This window comes from Rhizobium sp. 01T417, assembly GCF_056398905.1.
Map to the genome: position 1 here is coordinate 433515 of NZ_JBFTQH010000001.1, position 19293 is coordinate 452807.

At 60.0% G+C, this 19293-nt stretch carries 17 protein-coding genes and 2 pseudogenes; 2 read left to right on the forward strand and 17 right to left on the reverse strand.

The genetic code is table 11. The features are described from left to right. Positions 1–29: 29 nt before the first annotated feature. On the forward strand, positions 30–317 hold the full coding sequence (locus AC1DPR_RS02135) for a hypothetical protein (RefSeq protein ID WP_477815693.1): 288 nt from the start codon (positions 30–32) through the stop codon (positions 315–317). Here AC1DPR_RS02135 and AC1DPR_RS02140 read toward each other — a convergent pair. From AC1DPR_RS02140 to AC1DPR_RS02205, 14 genes are all read right to left on the reverse strand, one after another. Then, positions 258–2234 (reverse strand): hypothetical protein, encoded by a 1977-nt coding sequence (locus AC1DPR_RS02140; protein ID WP_477815694.1) that lies wholly within the window; start codon positions 2232–2234, stop codon positions 258–260. The two genes, AC1DPR_RS02135 and AC1DPR_RS02140, sit on opposite strands and share 60 nt — an antisense overlap. Beyond that, positions 2224–4425, reverse strand: coding sequence for a hypothetical protein (locus tag AC1DPR_RS02145; protein ID WP_477815695.1), 2202 nt, complete (start codon positions 4423–4425; stop codon positions 2224–2226). Before AC1DPR_RS02145 ends, AC1DPR_RS02140 begins: the two co-directional genes overlap by 11 nt. Then, a complete protein-coding gene (locus AC1DPR_RS02150) occupies positions 4426–5460 on the reverse strand; it encodes a tail fiber domain-containing protein (RefSeq protein WP_477815696.1) in 1035 nt (344 codons plus the stop codon). Continuing rightward, on the reverse strand, positions 5460–5915 hold the full coding sequence (locus tag AC1DPR_RS02155; RefSeq protein ID WP_477815697.1) for an N-acetyltransferase: 456 nt from the start codon (positions 5913–5915) through the stop codon (positions 5460–5462). Before AC1DPR_RS02155 ends, AC1DPR_RS02150 begins: the two co-directional genes overlap by 1 nt. Then, a complete protein-coding gene (locus AC1DPR_RS02160; protein WP_477815698.1) occupies positions 5912–7486 on the reverse strand; it encodes a hypothetical protein in 1575 nt (524 codons plus the stop codon). The genes AC1DPR_RS02155 and AC1DPR_RS02160 overlap by 4 nt, the downstream gene beginning before the upstream one ends. Beyond that, complete coding sequence (locus AC1DPR_RS02165) at positions 7486–8190, reverse strand: phage adaptor protein (RefSeq protein WP_477815699.1); 705 nt, start codon at positions 8188–8190, stop codon at positions 7486–7488. The genes AC1DPR_RS02160 and AC1DPR_RS02165 overlap by 1 nt, the downstream gene beginning before the upstream one ends. Further along, positions 8190–8954 carry a hypothetical protein gene (locus tag AC1DPR_RS02170; protein WP_477815700.1) on the reverse strand — a complete coding sequence of 255 codons (765 nt, stop codon included), beginning with the start codon at positions 8952–8954 and terminating at the stop codon, positions 8190–8192. The genes AC1DPR_RS02165 and AC1DPR_RS02170 overlap by 1 nt, the downstream gene beginning before the upstream one ends. A 70-nt stretch (positions 8955–9024) precedes the next feature. Then, positions 9025–9507: a hypothetical protein gene (locus AC1DPR_RS02175; protein ID WP_477815701.1), complete on the reverse strand. Its 483-nt coding sequence runs from the start codon at positions 9505–9507 to the stop codon at positions 9025–9027. A 12-nt stretch (positions 9508–9519) separates the two neighbouring features. Next, positions 9520–10485, reverse strand: a complete 966-nt coding sequence (locus AC1DPR_RS02180) for a phage major capsid protein (protein WP_477815702.1) — start codon at positions 10483–10485, stop codon at positions 9520–9522. A gap of 6 nt (positions 10486–10491) precedes the next feature. Next, positions 10492–11583 carry a hypothetical protein gene (locus AC1DPR_RS02185; RefSeq protein ID WP_477815703.1) on the reverse strand — a complete coding sequence of 364 codons (1092 nt, stop codon included), beginning with the start codon at positions 11581–11583 and terminating at the stop codon, positions 10492–10494. A 33-nt stretch (positions 11584–11616) separates the two neighbouring features. After that, entirely contained in the window at positions 11617–11913 is a 297-nt protein-coding gene (locus AC1DPR_RS02190; RefSeq protein WP_477815704.1) for a hypothetical protein, read from the reverse strand. Continuing rightward, complete coding sequence (locus tag AC1DPR_RS02195; protein WP_477815705.1) at positions 11910–14045, reverse strand: hypothetical protein; 2136 nt, start codon at positions 14043–14045, stop codon at positions 11910–11912. Before AC1DPR_RS02195 ends, AC1DPR_RS02190 begins: the two co-directional genes overlap by 4 nt. A 73-nt stretch (positions 14046–14118) precedes the next feature. Next, positions 14119–15564, reverse strand: coding sequence for a hypothetical protein (locus AC1DPR_RS02200; protein WP_477815706.1), 1446 nt, complete (start codon positions 15562–15564; stop codon positions 14119–14121). Next, positions 15561–16004: a terminase small subunit-like protein gene (locus AC1DPR_RS02205; RefSeq protein ID WP_477815707.1), complete on the reverse strand. Its 444-nt coding sequence runs from the start codon at positions 16002–16004 to the stop codon at positions 15561–15563. The genes AC1DPR_RS02200 and AC1DPR_RS02205 overlap by 4 nt, the downstream gene beginning before the upstream one ends. A gap of 109 nt (positions 16005–16113) precedes the next feature. Here AC1DPR_RS02205 and AC1DPR_RS02210 point away from each other — a divergent pair, with 109 nt between their 5' ends. Then, positions 16114–16605 carry a hypothetical protein gene (locus tag AC1DPR_RS02210; RefSeq protein ID WP_477815708.1) on the forward strand — a complete coding sequence of 164 codons (492 nt, stop codon included), beginning with the start codon at positions 16114–16116 and terminating at the stop codon, positions 16603–16605. Here the strand turns inward: AC1DPR_RS02210 and AC1DPR_RS02215 are convergent. The 3 genes and pseudogenes from AC1DPR_RS02215 to istA form a co-directional block, all read right to left on the reverse strand. Beyond that, positions 16560–17018, reverse strand: a complete 459-nt coding sequence (locus AC1DPR_RS02215; protein ID WP_477815709.1) for a hypothetical protein — start codon at positions 17016–17018, stop codon at positions 16560–16562. The two genes, AC1DPR_RS02210 and AC1DPR_RS02215, sit on opposite strands and share 46 nt — an antisense overlap. A gap of 225 nt (positions 17019–17243) precedes the next feature. Next, positions 17244–17729 (reverse strand): annotated as a pseudogene (istB, locus tag AC1DPR_RS02220) (IS21-like element ISRel16 family helper ATPase IstB); the annotation flags it as partial. Positions 17730–17740: 11 nt separating this feature from the next. After that, positions 17741–19251, reverse strand: a pseudogene (gene istA / locus AC1DPR_RS02225) (IS21 family transposase). Positions 19252–19293: the final 42 nt, after the last annotated feature.

Genomic DNA, 19293 nt, shown 5'->3' on the forward strand with positions numbered 1-19293 from the left:
AAAGGGCCCCCGAGATGGGAGCCCTTTCATTGGTTTACGATTTCGCTTATCTTCCGAGCCTCAACCACGGATGGCAGGCAATGGCACTTCGCTTCGTTCAGATCGCATGCATCGTGATTACCGCGGGCATCCTCTATGCCTTCCGGTCCGTGCTGCTTTCCTTGTTCGATTGGGGCGGCCCTGGCTTTGTAGATGGCTTCCTCGTCGGTGCCCTGTTCATCATGGGCCTGGTCGCCCTGATTATGTGGGTCGACCCGTCATCGCGCCCCCGCGGGAACGCCTCCGAGCAGAAGCGCTTTAACGACCGGGTTCACTAGCGCTGGAACCTGCGCAGTTCCGCCCGTCGCCATCAAGGCCCGAATAACCGCATCCCGGTTCTGGTTGACGAGCGTGCTCGCCAAGCTTTCTCGAGCGCGGTCTCCCGACTGCGGGAGCAAGGCCGCCGCAACCTTCTTTGCTTTATCTAGCGCGACAGCTCTGGCTGCACCGCGAACGCCCCCGGCCTTGAACGCCTCTTCGGCACCGAAACCGACACCGGCGCCGCCAAGCTCCGACTGAGCAGCCTGTCGAGCTGCTGTCTCGCTGTTGCGCGTGACGGTATTCGCGGTATCGGCAAAAGCCTTCTCGTTTTCGAGAACCGTGATGACGCGGTCAGCCTTCTCCTGACCGAACAGCGAGGCGAGACGTGCGCGGTTCCAGTCACCCTCCCCTTTGATCAGCCGGTTCAGGGCAACGATGTCGTTCGCGTTCGTACCAACGATACGATCGATCTCAGCACGAGCACCCTGCGTAAGCCTGAGGGGCACCGCCGAAGGTCCGATCTGCATTCCCTGCGGCTGTGCGCCGTGCTCGATCTCGGTAGCAAGCTCTGCCGGTCGCGGCGCTGTCCTGCCGCTGTCGAGAATCTGCTGTCCCCGGCCCAGCGCTTCACGCTGGCGGGCAAGCTCGGCAAAGGACGCATCCGCCTCCTTGATGTTCGGAACAGCGCGGGTGAGCCCATCATCGATCATCTGACGCGCATCGGTGAGAGCTGCAATCACCTTGGGATCGGCTTCCGTCGACAGCATCCCGTCGATAGCCTGGCGGGTCTGGAACATCGTCTGCGGGTTGCTGTCGAGTTCCTCCGTACCAAAACGATTGAGCATCGTGCGGACGCGCTGGAGGGCTCTTTGCGGGTCGCCGCGCAGTGTTCGGATCTGGCGTGTCAGATCGTCGGCAATCGGCGACACGTCGACCGGCCCCGCCTGCGCGAAAGCCTCCCGGTAAGCCGGCGAGAGCGCGCCCTGATTGTGGACCGCTTCAGCATCGAGCGCCGACACGAGAGGAGCACGGCCGAAATTTTCGTCTACGGTGGTGTTGATACGTGCGTTCGCGCCTGTCGACCGATCAAGAAGGGCTTTGCGCACAATCTCCTGTCCCCGTCCTGGTGTTGCAGCCAGCGCGCCGGCTTGCTTTTGCAGGTTCGGGCCGAGATCCGCGAGCATCGCCTCTGGGCCCATGTCGGTGAGCCTCTGCTGCACCATCGCAGGGTCAAGCGCATCATCCGTAACAGCTCTCCGAACGAACTTCAGTGCTTCCGGATCGATGCCGGCCGTGCGCGCCGCCAAGCGGTTCTTACCGACCTCAATCAGCGACTTCACGCCTTTGCCAACGGCGTTAGCAACGAACGGTCCAGCTGCTCCAAGGGCAAGACCAATGGCAGCGCCATTTCGGGTCGCCTTTTCGTCCCCGCCAGACCTAACTGCAGCGTCAGTGCCGCCTATCGCACCACCAGTGAGGGCAGACAAGCCACTTCGAACAAGCATACCACCGCCACCGGCACCAAACGCTGCAGGCGCGGCCATAATCATTGGAATGGTGCCACCTACAGCGCCCGTCACCTCGCCGGCGGTGTGGATGACGGGATGCGCCTTGTTCGCCTCATCGGTGATCCGCTGGGCTTGCTTGAGGTTGTCCGAGTAGCTCTCGCCATCGATCAGCGACGAAAGCGCAGCAGCGCCTCGCTGGGAAGCCCCGAGCATCATCGGTCCTACAATAGGCACGCCATCGGCAACGCTAGTCAGAGCCGCGCCAGTAGCACCGTTGGCTCCCTGCATGTCCTGTTGCTCGATGAGCTTCTGGCTTTCCTCGAACGACGGATGGGATTGAGCGAGACGACGCTTGTGCTCCGCTGCAGCGAGGCGCTTGAACATCTCCTGCTTGGCGGCTTCCATTGCCGCATCGTCATTTGCCATTGATGTACCTCTGCAGCTCTTCGTCGCTCATCTTCGAAAAGTCCGGAATTTCGCCGGATGTGGCCTTCTTGTCCTTCCCGTAGGTCGGGCCAGCATCTCGGATCATCGCCTGGATTGCCGTCTGCCGGTTCTGGGCCTTCTGCTTAAGAACATCGTCGTTATCTCCCGGCTCAGGGAAATACTGCTTTCGAGCGTTCTCGAACTCCGAAGGCCCAATCACAGCGCCAGATTCACGACGAAGCTGGGCGTTGATGAAGTTGCGCCGCGCCTGTGCGAAATTCTGGAAGTCGTCGCTCATCAGCCAGTTTTCTGCAACGTCAGGGATATAGGCGTTGTCGCTGACGAATTGGTCCTTCACGCCCGCGCCTGCCGCGCCGTATTTGTGAATGAGCGCCTCGGCTTCATTCATGCGATCAGCAAAGCCAGCGGCCTTGCTCTCGTCGATTGTCACCTTGGGGGAAGTCAAAGGGATCATGCCCTGACGCTGTGGCGGTTCGGTAGCCTGAGGTGCGGCAGGGGCAGGCGCAGGAACCGGTGCTGGTGCGGGCTCACCGCCGCCGTTGCCAAACAGGTCAACATACGGCTGCTCTGCTGGCTGTGCCTGAGGCTGAAGCGGTTTTGCCGTTCCCTCCTTCGGGTTGCCGGAGAACACGCCCTGCGGCGTCATGAAGATGATTTCACCGTTCGGGCCGCTCACCGTCTTGCCCGCGCCGAGCTGCTGCGCCTGGTCCTCGGTGAGTGTTCCGCTATCCATTAGGCCATTGAGCGCCTGGGCCTCGACGGACGACCCCTTGAAGCGGAAACCTGACTGCCCTTCCGGCTTCGGAGCCATACGGAATTCGCCGGTGCTCTCGTTGAACAAGCTGCCATCGTCGAGCTTCTGCCACTTGCCTGGGGCCTCGTAGATCACCTTCCCATCGGGCCCGACGAGGCGACCTCCGACTTCGGTCGGCTTACCTTGCTCAAATTTGAGCTTGTCCTTGTCGATATCAATGCGCGCCTGATCAGTCGGCGATATCTTCGGGTTCTTCAAGGCGTCGACTTCAAGCTGGCTCTTTTCGAGGCCGAGCCGATATGCGGGATCTGCCTGCTTTGCCGCGCGCTCACGAGCCGCCTGCTGTTCCTGCAGGGAGTTGTCGATTAGAGCCCGAACGACCGCAGACTGACCGGGGGCGATGTACGGGTCATTCAGGATGTCGAACAGCGCCGGATTGACGCCCATCGGGCCGGACGAAGGCGCCGGACCAGTCAGAGCCTGTGCCACCTGCTGATTGCGAGCTGGAGCCGGTGCACGTGCTGCGGTCGTCACCTGTGGGTCGACATAACCGGAAGCGGGCGCAACGGCCTGAATGGCGGCCTGCGGGCTGCTCATGCCTGACTTGGGATCAAGGCTCGCAACCTCCGAACCGCCGCCCTGAAACGACGGCAGGTACGATGTCGCGAAGCCCATCCGTCGCCTGGTCTCGGCACCGCGCGGTTGATCGTGGCCTGCGAACGCCCAAGCACTGTTCATAAGCCCCTGCGCTTCTTCTAAGCTCTTGGCGTTGTTAAGCGCTGCGATAAGGTTCGGATCCTCCTTGAGGAAGAACTTGGCCTGTCCAGTAGGCGAAAGGTCGCCAGTTGCAGCAAGCGCGGAATAGCGTGGGCCACGCCACGACATGATGCCGCCTGCCGTTCCCGGCTGGCCACTCTGGCTCGGGTCGCTCCACGTCCGATTGACGTTACCAGGCGAAAAGCCACTTTCCGCGTTGCCTGTAGCCGCAACAGCGGCAAGCCCATATGGGTTCGTGACCCCGGGAAGGCCTTCCGCGCCAGTCTTCACCGTGTTGATAAAATCCGAATAGACCTGGTTGCCGGTCATATCGATCGGTTTGCCGGCCGTGATTTCGGATGCGGCGTCCGTCATCGGAATGCCAGACGACGCCGATGCTGAAGAAGATCCGCCAACGCCTGTAAGAGCCTGCCGGATGCGGTCGCTGACAGCGGCACGACCGGCAGCTTCCTTCTTGTTCAGGGCATTGAGACCAAGACGGCCGGACAGAGCCTGACCGATCGAGGCGATGCCGTCACCGATGGTCTGGGGAACGCTGCTGTTAGCATTAGCCAGCAATGCCTCGGCCACAGCGCGTTTGCGCGCGAGAGACTCGGCCGTTTCGCCAGTATTGCCGCCAAAGAGAAAACCGGTTGCCATTTATGCAGCCATCCTTTCACCGATCTGGAAAAGCTTGCCGTAGTGAACCTGCTTGAGGCCGTCAGGACGGGTCGAGACAGCATCGGGACGCTGGCGGGCCACTTCCTGAGCCATGACGCCGATATGCTTTCGGCCGTCGTCGTGCTTGCCCTTGTAGGAGTACTCATAGAGCTTGTGGCCCATGAGCTTGCCAACCGGCTTGATATCCTTCTTGGCCCGCTTGTCCGACAGTGCCGGGTTGCCAGCAAAGGCGGCTCCAACTCCGAAGAGGCCGCCGAGGATGTTATTCCGCTGGGCTACCTGCGAGTTGTAGGCGCCAAGCTGGTTCTGGTAGTTCTGATTGACCAGACCGGCATAGTCGACCGTGGGCAGGCTCGGCTGATTGGTCGATGCGCCGAATTGCGGCATTCCGACTTGAGTGCCGGACAGTAGCGCCGTTATTTCATTGAGAGGCTGATTGCGCTGCGTGAGGGCTTCCTGCACAGCCTGCTGGCGTCCATTAAGCAGAAGGCTTGTGTAGGCGTCGTTGTTGGTCTGCCCCTGCTGGTTCAGCTCGCGATAGTAGGCATCCGAACCGGCTTTGATCCCTTGATTGGCCAAGCGCGTACGAAGATCCTCGTCGCGCTGGGCGATGACCGGATCGAGGCGCTTGCGGCCGAGATCCATCAAACGGGCCTCGGTCGCCTCGTTAGACAGATCAACCGGCTTGGACAGATAGCCTTTCAGGAAGGCCGACTGGTTGTTGCCAATCTGCGAGAGATTGAGGCTTGCCCTGTCGTTCTGATCCTTGATCGCCTGCTGCGCCGCCGAAAGCTTCGTGGTCTGGGTATACTGTGGGATGAAATACGAAGCGCCGCTGGTCGGATCGACGAACGTCTGCCCTCCGTTGGTCGAATAGGTGACAGAGCCATCTGGACCATACTGATTGACATTGCCGAGCTGGGCATTTGCCAAAGCCGTCGTAACATTGGTGCCCGTTTGGGCTGCAGCGGTCTTTTGCGGATCTGGAGCGGCCGGCGCCTTGGGCTTGCCCATCAGTGGACCTCATTCTTTCGATTGAACTTGTTCGACGCCCAATTCTCTTCTGTCAGCACAAAGACGTTCTCTGCCTCGTCCCTGCCCCGCAGACGCGGGATGCGATACCGATCAAAGCCGTAGGCCTTCAGCATCCGGTGCAACGGCTTGTCGTGATCGGAGACACGCAGCACGACCGCCTGGCACTTCCATTCCTTGAACGGCACGCCGAACAGGACACCCAGCGTTTCGCGATTAAGCCAGCGCTTGGAGGTCGCCGCGGCTGATATCTCGATGACGCCGCTGTCCGGCTCGTAGTTGTGCCAGATGGCGCCTGCTATGACGGCTTCATGCTCGATCACCGCCATGCCCTGGCAGTTGCCGAAATCGCGCCCAGTTCCAGGCCAGATATGATCCGCCACCCAGTGACCGAGCATCGCCCGCTCTTCGCCCTTGGCGATGGCCCAGGTGATCAATTCATCACCGTGCCGCGCTCCCAGAGCACGTCAAAGGCCATGAGTTCGGTTCGCGGGAAAGGAGTTACACCGCAAGTGATCTGGATCTGCGGTGAGACGATAAATCCGGACTTGCCGACCGAAACCCACTTCGTCGAGATCGAACCAACGCCGGCACTATCCCACTTAGCGACATCCCAAAGACCGCTGTCCCACTCGTCGGTCGAGTAGTTCGCCACGGACGACGGGGGCGTTGGCAGGGTCACCTGATAGTTCACCGATGCAGAAATCTTGGCGATGAATGGCACGTTCGAGAGAAACACGGCGCGGGCCGAATGGATGATCTTGAATGCTCCCGGCGTGCGCAGATGGTCAGGAAGCCCGACATAGGTGCAGACATAAGGCAGGCCGTCGTCAGAGCCGCCGATCTCCATCTGATGAATAGTGCCGGTATTTGTGCCGAAGTAGCCAGAGCCAGAGTAATGACCGATTGATCGCGTTTCCCAGCCCGTGAATTTGCACCAGGCGCCGGTTTCGAGGTTGGCGACGAACATGGCTGCCGCAATGCCGGCATCTGGTACCGGAAGAGACACCAGCATCATGTTGTTGGTTGGCCACTTCACGATTTCCCAAGGGAGCGTGCGACGCGCGACGACCTCGTTTTTCCACTCGGGCTCAATGTTCCGTGTGATGGCCGACAGCGAGAGCGCCGCCTCGTCCTTGTTGACGGCTTCCGAAATCGGGACAATGCCGTCTTCCGTGCCGATCAACAGATCACCGCCTGCCTGCATGTTGGCATTGGCACCCATTGGCGGGGTAATCTCGTAGATGCCGACCTTCTGCCAATCCGCGGCGTTGCCGGGGTTCGTGCCCTGATAGACAGCAACCTCGCCGGCCGTGGAGATAACCACCCACTTGTCGTCAAGGCCGTCGCCGGAATCCATCGACCATTTGCCACCGCAGAGCAGCGAGCCGCCTTCCTGGAAGACGCCCGCAAGGCTGAATTCGGAAAGCGCGCCATTGATGTTGTCAACCGGCAGGTAATAGACCGACATCGTGTTCTTGCGGATATAGAACAGCCGGTTGGCGAATGACCAGACAAAGGAAAGCTCCGAAGGAGACACGAGGCCGGTAAAGGCGTGTGTCGTCCATGTCGAGCCGTCATAGAGGCGCGGCGTGTCTGTGCCGTTGACGGCAGAGAGATAGTCGCCGCCAGCCGTACCGAACTGAGCTGTTGAGAAATACCCGGAGGTAAGGCCGGACACGGCGGCAGCCGGGATAACGTTCGGGTCAACCACCGTCGTAATGTTGAAGATGTGGGTCTCGTCAGAAGCGAAGAACTGCTCTGCGTTGCCACTCTTATAGGTCCACTGCCGGAGAACCGGACCGTTTGATATCGTCGCATACTTGCGGCAACCACCGCGCAGGCGAGCGCTCGTCTTGGTCGGGAACCAGTTTTCGAGAACGCGCGCGCCGCCTGGTTTGGCATTGGCCAGACTTTCATTCGCGATCCAGCCACGCACTGGTGGCTGAAACGTGAAGGACTGTGATGCAGCCTTGCGCCTGACAGCTTTCTGCTTCTTCTGGAACATCAGACACCACCGACCGTGTAGGGGAAAGCTCGCTTGACGCCGGGAGCCCGCTTGCGGGAATTGCCGCTGACAACCGGTTTGGAACCGATGTCGTTGTTCATCGCTGTGTAGAGAGCGCGGTCGAAGTTGGTCTCGTCATCATCAGAAGCGGCGCCCTTCTGCGAGCGATACTGCCAGATCATGCCGAGCTCGAGCACGCGCTCCGAAAGACGGAAGGTGTCGTCGTCGAGCGTGAACAAGGGCTTGCTGGAGCCGGACGCCGGCTTCACCACGTTCTTGCTGATGTAGAAGAAGCGGACCGTCTCCGATGACTGGCACATTGGAAGGATATGGATCTGGTCGCCGTAGATCGTCCATTGCCCTGAGACCGGAACAACTGGGACGACCAGCGTTTCGAGCCAGTCGTCCGTGTTGGTGATGTGCTCAAGGCCCCATGACCAGCGGCTAGACCAAAGCCGAGCAGTCGTCTGCATGCGGGCATAGTCGTCGGGAAGATCGAACGCCTCGGTCACCCCGTCACCATTGAGCGTCTTGATTGCCTGGAGGGTCTGCCAGTCGAACTCCGCGTCTCTGATCCGCTGCGCCACTTCATTGGCGATACGGACCATTTCCTGCATTTCGCGGTCGGTCGAGGAAAGCACGATATCCGGCTTGTCCAGGCCGACAGCAAGGCAGACGTTTTGAACGACTGACAGAATGCTCATCAGGCAGCTTCCTCGGCCAGGAGGGCGCGAAGCGTGTCGATACCCGCCTTGTGGTGATACTTCACGCCCTTGGCATCGAGTTGTGCACGCAGATCGTCGATCTCGCCCTTGGGCTTCGTCTGCTCTTCCAGTAGCGCCATCGCGGCATCGAGGCGTTCCTGTAGCTCGGCTTGCGAGGCCTTGAGCGCCGCAACCTCATTGTCCCGCTCAACCTCGCGCTCTGCGATCGATGAGGTGGCAACATTGTCGAGGAAGCTCTTGGCCGCCTTGCGAAGGTCGCGCATGTTCGGAAGCCGGATCTTGTCGAGCTGGCCGTCCGTCAGGTCACGAACCTCTTCCACCGTCCGGATACCGTATCGGCGCAGCTCTTCGGCAGCCGGAGCCGAGACACCTGGCCAATGGGCGAGCGGCATGCCGTGGGTTGGGATTTCATGACCCGATTTCCATGCGTCGTAGGCAGGCTCGATCGCTTCCCAGCGGGCTCGCATGAACTTGCTCTTTTCCGATTGCTCGCCGTGGATCATGTCGTCGGTCGGCTTCAGGTGCCGGACTCGGTCGGTCGTGGCTGCCGTCAAGGGAGYATGGGAAGGCGCATAGGTCACCCAATCGACCTCGACGCTTTCCATGATGCGCTTGCCCTTCTCGTCGACCTTGAAGCCGCGGGCGTCTACGTCATCGCGCAGCTCGTCACCTTTGACGGGCACGCGTTCGAATGTCTGGTGGAAGCGAATAACTCGCACCAGTGGGCGCTGATCATCAGCCATGGGATTGTCTCGCTTTTTGGAAGGTGGAGATGAGGAAAGGGCGGCCCGAAAGCCGCCCCCAGTGCTCGGATTAGAGCGTTGCGTCGACGAACGGGTAGTTCAGGATGCCGGGGGCAGAGCCGTCGGTACCGCCTCTAGCAGTCGTCAGGTACGCGCCCTGGATCTGCTTCGTGGTCGCCGTGCCGTCATCGTCCGGAGAGCCGGCCGTGGCAGTCGTGTTGAGGCGAACGTTCGCCGCGCACGAGGCCTTGACGTTCATCGTGCATGGGCCCTTGACCTGAACCCATCCGTATTCGTTCGCCGCGAAGGCGACCTGAGCAACAGCGACGAGGTTGCCACGAAGGCCACCCGCCGTGTTGAGCGATGCCGCAGCGAATGACGCCGTGAGCTGCACGACGTCGTATTGGGCGATGGCGCCGGAAGCCTGGACAAAGATAAACTCGTTGCCCAGGTTGTTGACGTACCGGTCACCAAGGCCGAAACCCTTGCCGGAAGCGGCAAGAGTGGCAGCGGTATACGTGTCGTTGAGGCGTGCGCCTACAAGTGCTGTCATGGGATTTTCTCCTTATGCAGCGTCGAGCAGGACACCCTGCAGCGAACGGTTGGAGCAGACCATGTTGCCCATCCAGTAGTACGGGATGACAACGGCGTCCTGGTTGACGGGCTTCTTCTCCTCGTCCTGCGACCACTTCGCCTCCTTGTGCTGGGCGACGTAGAGGTAATCGGTGTTGAGGAAATAGCCCTTCTCGGCCGTGGTCGTGAAGTTTGCGTTGTCATCGAAGATGACGTCAGCGGTCTTGTACTTCAGGCCCACGAAACCAGCCTGCGCCTTCTTCTCGTCCATGTAGCGCTGGAGCTGCTGCTCGCCGGATTCGTAGACGCTATAGAAGTCGTGGCTGAGGACGATCAGGTCCGGCTTGTCGGCGCCGCGGTTCAGCGGAAGCCAAAGCGCGTTCATTTCGCCCTTGAAGGTGTCCTTCGTGTAGGCGTTCGAGCCCGTGATTTCACGGAACTTGTTACGCCAGAAGGTCCACGTTGCGGAGTCGATACCGCCGACCGTGCCCTGCCCGTTCGTCTGGATGATCTGAGCCATGCCGCCGATCTGGTTGGCGAGAGAGCCATCTGAATAGGCGTCGATCGAGAAGTTGTTCGCTGCCGTCTTGAGGGCGTTGGACTTCTTCGTCTTGACCAGGTTGATCATCTGCGAGCGGCCGGAGTTCTTGCGGATCTCGGCCCCCGAAGCGACGACATGCAGCGCGATCTGGGCCCAGTCGTACTTGGCAGAGGTGATGATATCCGATGCGTCGGTGTTGAGTGTGTCAAAGCCTCCGTAACGGGTGTAGGTGCCGTTCTCGCCGTATTCCAGCGGGATCTGGATTTCATAGCCGCCATCAAGGTCGATGATACGGCCCTTCTCCTTCAGGACATTGAGGAGAGCATTGTGCTTGGAAACGTTGTCGGCCACGTCCTTCGCGGAGTTGCGAAGGGTGGTCGAGACCATTTCCGAGAAAATCGAAGATGGTGTCGCCATCGAAGATTAACCTTTCAGTTTGTCGTACACGGCGCCCAGCTCCTCTTCCTGAGTGAGCTGTCGGGCTTTGCCGGTCGAGGTTGAACGGATGTTGGTGTCGTTCGCTCTCTTCGCCGCCGCGACTTGGGCAGGGTCGTTGACTGCGGCAGCTTTCAGTGCGGCAGCTTTGCCCCTCAGGTCGGGGTCTGCGTTGATTGCCATGTCGTAAGCGCGCTTGAGTACGGCCTCCTGGGAGGCGGCACTGCCAAGCTTCTGCTTCGCCATGTGAATGAAGCTCACGAGATCCGGCTCCGGAATTTCCCCATAGAGCGGCATGTCTTTCGAGATGCGGCTTATGAGGCCATCCACTTCGCCGAATTGTTTTTCCTCATTCAATTTCTGTGAGATGCGCTCATCGATCCGCGACGGGTCCCCCATCTGCTTGATCGTGCCTTCCAACTGGCTGATCTTAGCCAGGAGCGCTTGCTCGGTATTCTGTGCGCCGCCCTCGCCTGCCGGAGCGCCTGCGCCAAACATCTTCTGTAGCTCGCCGCGAAGTTCGTAGGTGTCGGCGATCTGCATCAACGTGTTGATCGGGTCCCTGTCCATCTGCCGTTGCAGGTTGAACAGGTAGTCGACAGCCTCATGGGGCTTGTAGTTGCCCATCTCGCCGCCGAAGTACTCCTTGTAGCTCATCAGTACGTCAGAGAGCGGCTTGTAGGCCGACAGCGCCTGACCCTGTGTCGAAAGCGTCTTGTGGAGCTCTTCCTGGTGCGTGCGAAGGTCTGCCTTCAGGTCCGCCGGGATCTTGCCCCAGAGCTCTTCCTTGCCCCGCCAGCTTGAAGGGAGAGGAACGTCGGCCGAAGGCGTCGAAGGATCAACGGCGTCGGTATCCTCTCCCCCACCACCTTCCAGTGGTTCGTTATTCGCTGCCACCTTGGCCTTGGTCGGATCAGGGCTGGCAAACCGGCCATTGTCGCGGGCAGCGCCGTTGTCGCGCTCCATGCGGTCAAACACGGCGCCGAGATCGGCGTCATCGTTGACTGTTTCGGCTGCATTGCCTGTATCGATTACTGCCGCGGAATCGATCTGCGGCGCATTGAGTGCTTCGACGCTCATTGCGGTTCAATCCTTGTTCGGTTTTGGAGGTGGTTACCGGTACTCTTCAGACACCGTCAGGCCGCGCTTTTCAGCGAAGCGCTTGTTCCTGATCTTGCCCTTCGTCGGGCTAAGAGATGGCTCGTATTCCACACAGCCGTGCCGCTTAAGGTCATCGCGACGATCGGAGCGCGACATCACCGGCCGGCCGTCAACGGGACTCCGATAGGGCTGGATGTCGGAGATAATCGTCGGCGTCGGGATCGGTCCGTTGCGCTGGGCTTCAGTCAGCATCGGTTCGCCGCTGGATGCATCCACCCACCGACCACTGCGCTTCACATACTTGGTCATGCTGCTACCGGGATTCCTTGAGGTTGCGGAAGGGCGGGAGGCTGGGGAGCAAGCCCAAGCGCCAGTTCGAGCTGGGCGGCCAACGTTGCGCTGTCCATGTCGGTCTGCGCCTGAATGCGGGCCGTCTCGATCCTGGTGAGCGCGTCCAGAATGGCTTTCTTCCATTCCGTGTCGTTGTCCATCTTCGCCTTGGTGAGTTCGGTCTCGTTGCGGCGCTGGTCTGCCTGATCCTTGGCTTGTGCGTCGGCCTGTACCTTCGCCACCTCCGGATCGGGTTGCGTCGGCTGCTGCGCCTTCGCCTTTGCCTGCGAGACCATATTTTCCAGTGTCTCTTCGACCGACCGCCCAAGGTTGAACATGCGGGCGTTCGCAATGAAGATTTCGAGCGCCGCGTCGGCCGGCAACGTGCCATCCTTCACCAGCGGGCCGACGGCGCCGAAATACGACGCGGCACCAGTGAGGAACTGCGAGACCTCTGCCTTCTGGCGAGTGAGGTCTGCCCGGATCGTGGAATCGCTCTCCACATCGACACGGTAATAAGACGCGATCGGACGCTTCAGCAGGTTTATCACGTTCGCCTTCTCCTGCCGCTGCTCTGGTGTATCCTCCAGCGTCGGCAGAAGCGGAATGCTGGTCATCTCCTCCAGAGTGCGCAGCGAGAACCGCGACGGAATGATTTCCGACATCATGACGAAAAGGTCGCGAGCGCAGCGCTCCATCATCCGCTGCATCTTCTGGATGCGCAGAGAGCCCCACTGGCTCTTGATGTTCTGCGCTGTGGCTGTCTCCGATGCGGCCGAGGCGCCGCGAACAATGTCCGAAATGCCGGTTATCTCGTAGATGGCCTGTTTCGTTTGATCACGGGCAACATACAGTTCGCGTAGTACCGCGATAAACTTCTCGACGGGCCAGAATGCCATGGCACCAGCAATGCCACCCTGGCTGTTGGCATAGAGTTCGCCGTCCTCGATCGGGGCAAACTCGTTGTCGTCCAGCGTCAGGACCGCCTCCAGGCTCTTGCTTGTGCCGGAATACCAGCCACAGACCTTCATGGCCTTGGTGATGACGTCGATGCGCTTGCTGATCGTGTCGAGTTGATCGGCAAGCTTGCGGTAGATTGCGAAAGGATTGACCGGCTTCAGGCGGCCGGTGATTTCGATCGGCTGCATCGGCGTCGGGATCGGGAAGAAACCCTTCAGGCCCAACGGATCATCGATTTCCTTCAGGATCACGCCGGCGTCGTCGATGAACTTCACCTTGCGGGTTTTCTTGCACCACACTTCCCAGCCGCAAATGTCCGCCGTGCTCTTCGACCAGGCGTTCTTCTCCTGCTCATCGAACTGGCTTCGAATCAGATCGGCGTTGAAGCTGGCTTCCTCGTCTTCCTTGGCGATGACGAAGCGGAAGGCGTCCCACGGGCGCTCGTCCCAGCGCTTGGCAGGACCGTGGCGATAATCGCGCCAGCTTACGGCTTCGAAGGTGATCTGCTCGTTTTCGAGACGCTCGAGAGGCGGGCCGCCATTTGCGCCCATCCTAAGACGATTGCCTGCTTCAGCGCCAAGGCCTTCATCCGCAGCGAGGCCCTCCGACAGGTCAGCAGCATCAGACACTCCCTCGCCGTCGCGATCCTCATCCCTGGCACCGTCTTCGCGTTCGGCTGCATCCGTTATTTCCTCTTTGGTTGGCTCCCCACCTACGATGTCGCTGCGGAAGCGCAAACGAACGATGCCACGACCGGCGAGGAAGGCGTCCTGCGCCGCGGCCTCAAGCTCCACCTGCAGGCGGCTGTCGTCGATCTGGACCGATATTGCCCGCTCCATGAGGTCCGCAACAACACGGGCAGCAGGATCAGCATCGTTAAAGCGGCGGCGGATGTCCGGTACCGGCGACGAGTTGATGACGGCAGGAACGATAGTCTCGACGTTGGCATAGAGAATGTTGAAATCGTACTTGGTGCCGAGCCCGATCTCGTCGCTCTCTGCCTTGTCCTCGTTGGTATACGCCTTGGTCGCAACGCTGGCGTCGTCCAGCCATTCCTTTTCGAGCTTGGTCGAAGCGTTGATACGCTTGATCCAGTCGGCGCCCTCCTCACGGAGTTTGCGGCTCTGCTCGTTTGTCTTTGGCTTCTTCATGGGCACTTTGGCTCCATCAGAAAAAGGCCCGCCGTTAAGCGAGCCATCCTGAAACGTTGATGAGTTCGGGTTCCTACGATGCGCGCTTCTTGCGCCTGATCATCGCGTCGATCTGTTCCCTGACCGTCATGTTACTGACGATGACGCCGCCAGCCGTTGCCTGATAGACCGGCTGATCCTTTTTCGGCGGCGGTGCGGTCTCTGCCTTCTCCTCGCGCCAGGCCAAGCCGAGATAGCGGAACGACGATCCGATATGCTCTGCCCAGTCCTTATGGGCATTGGCGAGGAACGTCTTCTTGTCGTCGTCCCAGACCCTGCGATAAGCCTTCAGACCGTCTATGCCGTACTCAACGCGCTTCCCGCGTTCGTCCTCGCCATCGTGGAACACCGCAACCTTGATCGTCTCCCGGCCGGCTGTGATCCCATCGGCAACTGAGGTCATGCCGACCATCTTAGGCTTGCGCCCTGCACCCTTTAGGATGTCGTACCGTGTACGCTTGGTCCCCCACACAGGGTGCATGACGTCATGCGGTACGCAGTCGTTGCCATGGTAACCACGCTCGTTCAGCCAATGGCACCAGTCTTCAAGGTCTTCCGATTCCGGCTTGTAAAAATCGACGATGCGAGGGCCAGGCTCGCCCGGGATCGTCTGGAAGCACCAGATCGGGTTATTGACCGCCTTGCCAAGGTCCCATGCTGTATGGACGGGATAGCGGCTGTCGATCGGCACAGGCTTGATCCGGCCATCCACGTCAGCGGCCGCGATTTCAGCGCCCCAATAGGCACCAACCATCGCGCCCGCGAACGAGCAATAAAACTCCTGTTCAATCAGGAGGTCGGCTATCTCCTTGCCGTACAGAGCCGCATAGATACCGCGCTGACGCTCGATGCCTTCCGCGCTGATAGCGCCCGTCTGAGCCGCCGTCAGGACCTGGGTGAACCATCCTTTCGGATTCGATGCACCGTCCCACTTATCCAGCTTTGCCGCATCGAGCATGCTCTTCGCATGGTTGTTGCCCCGAGGCGTGGTGATGAACGATGCCCAGCCGCCGTTTTCCTCAAGGATCGGCGAGAGAAATGCCCACGCACTCGGGTTCGCCAGCGCCCATTCCGAAAACGTGATGCCGACCGGTGGCGAGCCGACCAGGCTGTTGAAGTTGTCCGAGCCTACGACCTGAAACGTCGAGCCGGTCACGAACCTGATAAACATCTCGTTGTCGTTCATGTTCGAGATGATTTCGGACGGAAATGCCTCTTCTATCCGGCGTTTTCCCGAATGCGGGTTCACTGCGTTCCAGATCGCCTTTCGCGCCTGGGAAGCCTCGGGCAGCATGTGCCAGTAGGTTCCCGGCCGCGTCATGGCGCTGACCGCGTGCTTCTGTAGGTCTATCTCGTCCTTGCCAGCTCGACGATGCCAGAACAGGAGCTGCCGCTTGCACCCTTGCTCCCATGCGTTCCACGCCGGAAGCTGGTAGTCACGCGGGCGCCATCCAAGCGCCGGAATGCGTACTGTAGTCATCGCTCATCGGAGAAGCGAACGACCTCGATCTTGAGCGGGCCGCCCTCGCCGTCTGTCAGCGCCAGCTTGCTGCCATACTTCTTCGGCTTCAGCTTCTCGGCGACCCACTGGCGAGTGCTGACTCGCAGGGCCGAGCGACGCAGCGCCTCGCCGTTCTCTACCCAACGAGCCTCTTCACCGAAACGCTTTTCCATCCAGTCGTTCGAGCCGTCGTCGGCGATGTCGACCATCTCGTCGACGAGGACATCGGCTTGGGCTTCGCGCGCGAGTGCGTACTTGGTCCGGAAAGCGGCGTGTTGCTCGTCAGCAAGCCAACTGAACACCGTCGACTTTGACGGCATGTCTTCGTCCTGGCAGATGCTGCGGAGGCTTCTGCCGTCCGCGATCAGCTCGCAAATTTTGGCTGCTGTCCCTTCATTGTACTTGCTGGGTCTGCTCATTCTCGGGCCTTCTGATCGGCTGGAGTTGGTCGGTAGTACCAATTTCGAGTAACTCGACCGGCTCAACTTGCTGGCGTATTTTTGCGCTTTCCAACCTGTGAGGTGGACAATGATTGCGGTTACTCTTCATACAGGACAGCAGGTTGAAATTGACGGAACACGTGTAGCCCGAATGAGGCAAGCGACCGTGGTCGAGAACCCCCTTGGGAAGAAGTCCAAGGCTCAGCTAACTCGGATCGACTGGGATGATCTCTACTATGTCAAGGAAAGCGTAGAGGACCTGGCACCGCTTATCGCCGCCGAGCTACCGACATTCGATAGGCTTGAAACTCCCGGGCTTGGAGCAATCTGGTTCAATGCCGCTGACGCGGTCGGGCCGAGACACCTCAGCCCTGGATTCCGCCGGGATGGTGTCAAGTCTGCCTTTTCGATGGGAGACTACCTTCAACTCGTAGGCAGCACACCCCAGCAGGTCGCCGCGGTTATCAGAAAGAACGGCGGTCGTGTCCTTCCAATCCTTGACGACGCGAAATACTCAGACCTGCTGGCTGGCGTTCACTTGCTCAGCTTACCGATCGCTGACTGGGCTGCTGGTTCCTGAGTCGGCTGCCCGACGTTTGCTTGGGTTACCTCGGCTCGTGATAGATCGCTCTCCTCAAAGGAACCAAGCAACGCCTCGCCCTGACGGATCGCATTCACGAGTTTACTTTCGTCGATTAGGCCAGCGTCAAACTGGATCACCGCGAGGGAGAGAATGCGCCACGCGCGAACGAACCTGAAATATATCCTGTCAGGTTTCACAAAACCCATAAAGGCAAAGAGGAAGGCCGACGCGATCGAAGCCCCCTGAGAATAGGGGGGTTCGCGAAATCCCGCGGCGATGGACGATAACAGCACACCGCCAAGGCCTACTAAATAGTAGCATCGGTGGGACATCCAAAACGCGATATGCCATTTTTTCAAGCGCCACGCAGCGGCAGCCCTGACGACGCCCTTTCCTACAACCTCCACCATTTACGAACCCTCCAATGGAGAAGGTTCCATTAAAGGGCGTTAGTTAGAGGAATACAATTACGCCTTGTGGCGATGGGTGCCGATTCCGATGAAGCCGCCCCTTTGTTCCGAGATGATTGCGCCCCCGGATTCCGGGATGATCTCGCCCCCTTGAGGCTGGGGTCCTGCTGGCTGTGATTGTTGTCAGTTCATTCGTGTGACGAGTCAAGATTTCCGGCGTTGATTTCGGACGTGCCCGAGGGTTCGCTGCAGCCTAGCATAGCGGCCGTCGCCATGGGCAAGAGCGAGATTGGCAAACAGCCGTGGCACGCGCTGATAGAGAACCGAGCGATCGTCGCGGCAGGCCTTGTGCCCGAGGGCACAGGCCAACCAGCTTTTCCCGACACCAGATGGCCCGCAGATCGCGAGGTTGTCGTGGGCATCGATCCAGTCGCCGCCGATCAGCTTCATGAACAGCGCCCGATCGAGACCGCGTTCACTGCGGTAATCGACATCCTCAGGCACAGCATGGTGGCGCAGTTTGGCAAACCGCAGACGGGCGGCAAGCTTGCGATCGTGRCGCGAGCTCCATTCTCGYTCGAGCAGCAGCCCSAGCCATTCGGCATGGGAGAGTTGTTCGCTCTCRCCGTTGGYMAKCAGTTCGTTGAACGCCTTGGCCATGCCGGTCAGGCCCATGGCATTCAATTTATCAAGGGTGGGATGTGCAAGCATATGTCGTCTCCTCAGTGGTAATAGCGGGGGCCGCGGATGTTGGAGTGATTGATCGGCTCAGATGATGATGCGGCTGATGACGCCGACGGTCGATCGAGGTGATTGTCGAGAATGGAGCGCACCGAGCCATAGGTTCGCGCACCGATTTCCAACGCCCGGCCGCAGGCCGCATTGACCCGCTCGCGCTCAAACGCTTTGACGAGCCGGATAATGCCCAGGCAGGCCCTGTAGCCCTGTTCCGGATGCGGCCGATCAGCGAGAATACGCTCGCAGAGCAATGCGACGTCCGATCCGATTGCCGACGCCTCGCGGCTGATGCGCTCGATCGTCCAGTCAGCAAAGCGGCGATGCGATGACGGCATGTGCTCCGGTGTTGTCGTGTGCTTGCCATTGCCACTCGAGCGTCGGTGGGCAGCGATCCGCTCACCCTTGTGGAAGATCTCGATGGTATTGGCGGTGATGCGTGCCTCGACTTGCTCACGGGCAAAACGATAGGGCACGGAGTAATAGTGCTTATCGATATCGACATGATAATCGAGGCCGGCCCGGCGTATCTTCCATTCAGCAAAGAYGTATCGTTCGACGGCAAGCGRCCGCAGAGCGGGATAGTCGATCTCTTCAAACAATTGCCGTCGTGTGCGCCCGACACGACGCAGAACACGGGTGTCGTTGAGATCGGCGAGCAATTCCATGATTGCCGCATTGACGTCGGCAAGGCTGTAGAAGACGCGGTGGCGCATTCGGCCAAGCAACCAGCGCTCGACAATGCGAACCGCTGCCTCCACTTTCGCCTTGTCCCGCGGCCGGCGTGGTCGCGTSGGAAGAACMGMGCTTCCGTAGTGAGCTGCCATCCCGGCATAGGTGCGATTGACCTGCGGATCAAAATGGCAGGCCTTGATCACCGCCACCTTGGCATTGTCGGGAACGAGCAGCGCCGGCGCACCACCGAACGCCTCAAGCGCCAGCAGGTGGCACTCGATCCAGTCGGGAAGTGTTTCGCTCCAGCGGGCGTGTGCAAACGACAAGCTCGATGCCCCTGCGCCTGTCGCGTCTTTCCCGACAATCTGTCGACGACCACCGTCACCGTGTCGCCGGCATAATCGACGAACAGCTTTTCGCCAGCCGCATGGTCCTGGCGCATCGTCACCGGCAGCTTCAGCGCCCAAGCGCGATACAAATCGCAGTAGCGGCTGTAGCGATATCCATCGGGATGAAGGCCGATATACTCGTCCCAGAGGATCTGCAGCGTCACATGCTTGCGCTTCAGTTCCCGGTGAACATGCGCCCAATCCGGCTCGGCACTGCGACGGTGACCGGTCTTCGTGCCGGCAGCCTTATAGAGAGCCGCCTCCAGCACCGCATCGCTGACATCGTCGCCCAACGGCCAGGAAAGTCCGGCACGCTCCAAACGGCGTAACGTCTCGCGCACCGTCGAGGGGGCCGCACCAACGCGCGCCGCAATCGACTTGTGGCCAAGACCTTCCGCAAATCTGTATCTCAGAATCTCGCGGACACGCCGCATCTTTAGTCTCTCCGCTGGCATCGCGTTCCTTCCTCTCAGGCA

Bases quoted from the DNA above. Each gene is read 5' to 3' on its own strand.
- AC1DPR_RS02140 (WP_477815694.1), bottom strand. From the start codon at position 2,234: ATGGCAAATGACGATGCGGCAATGGAAGCCGCCAAGCAGGAGATGTTC.
- AC1DPR_RS02145 (WP_477815695.1), bottom strand. From the start codon at position 4,425: ATGGCAACCGGTTTTCTCTTTGGCGGCAATACTGGCGAAACGGCCGAG.
- AC1DPR_RS02150 (WP_477815696.1), bottom strand. From the start codon at position 5,460: ATGGGCAAGCCCAAGGCGCCGGCCGCTCCAGATCCGCAAAAGACCGCT.
- AC1DPR_RS02160 (WP_477815698.1), bottom strand. From the start codon at position 7,486: ATGTTCCAGAAGAAGCAGAAAGCTGTCAGGCGCAAGGCTGCATCACAG.
- AC1DPR_RS02165 (WP_477815699.1), bottom strand. From the start codon at position 8,190: ATGAGCATTCTGTCAGTCGTTCAAAACGTCTGCCTTGCTGTCGGCCTG.
- AC1DPR_RS02175 (WP_477815701.1), bottom strand. From the start codon at position 9,507: ATGACAGCACTTGTAGGCGCACGCCTCAACGACACGTATACCGCTGCC.
- AC1DPR_RS02180 (WP_477815702.1), bottom strand. From the start codon at position 10,485: ATGGCGACACCATCTTCGATTTTCTCGGAAATGGTCTCGACCACCCTT.
- AC1DPR_RS02185 (WP_477815703.1), bottom strand. From the start codon at position 11,583: ATGAGCGTCGAAGCACTCAATGCGCCGCAGATCGATTCCGCGGCAGTA.
- AC1DPR_RS02190 (WP_477815704.1), bottom strand. From the start codon at position 11,913: ATGACCAAGTATGTGAAGCGCAGTGGTCGGTGGGTGGATGCATCCAGC.
- AC1DPR_RS02195 (WP_477815705.1), bottom strand. From the start codon at position 14,045: ATGAAGAAGCCAAAGACAAACGAGCAGAGCCGCAAACTCCGTGAGGAG.
- AC1DPR_RS02200 (WP_477815706.1), bottom strand. From the start codon at position 15,564: ATGACTACAGTACGCATTCCGGCGCTTGGATGGCGCCCGCGTGACTAC.
- AC1DPR_RS02205 (WP_477815707.1), bottom strand. From the start codon at position 16,004: ATGAGCAGACCCAGCAAGTACAATGAAGGGACAGCAGCCAAAATTTGC.
- AC1DPR_RS02210 (WP_477815708.1), top strand. From the start codon at position 16,114: ATGATTGCGGTTACTCTTCATACAGGACAGCAGGTTGAAATTGACGGA.
- AC1DPR_RS02215 (WP_477815709.1), bottom strand. From the start codon at position 17,018: ATGGTGGAGGTTGTAGGAAAGGGCGTCGTCAGGGCTGCCGCTGCGTGG.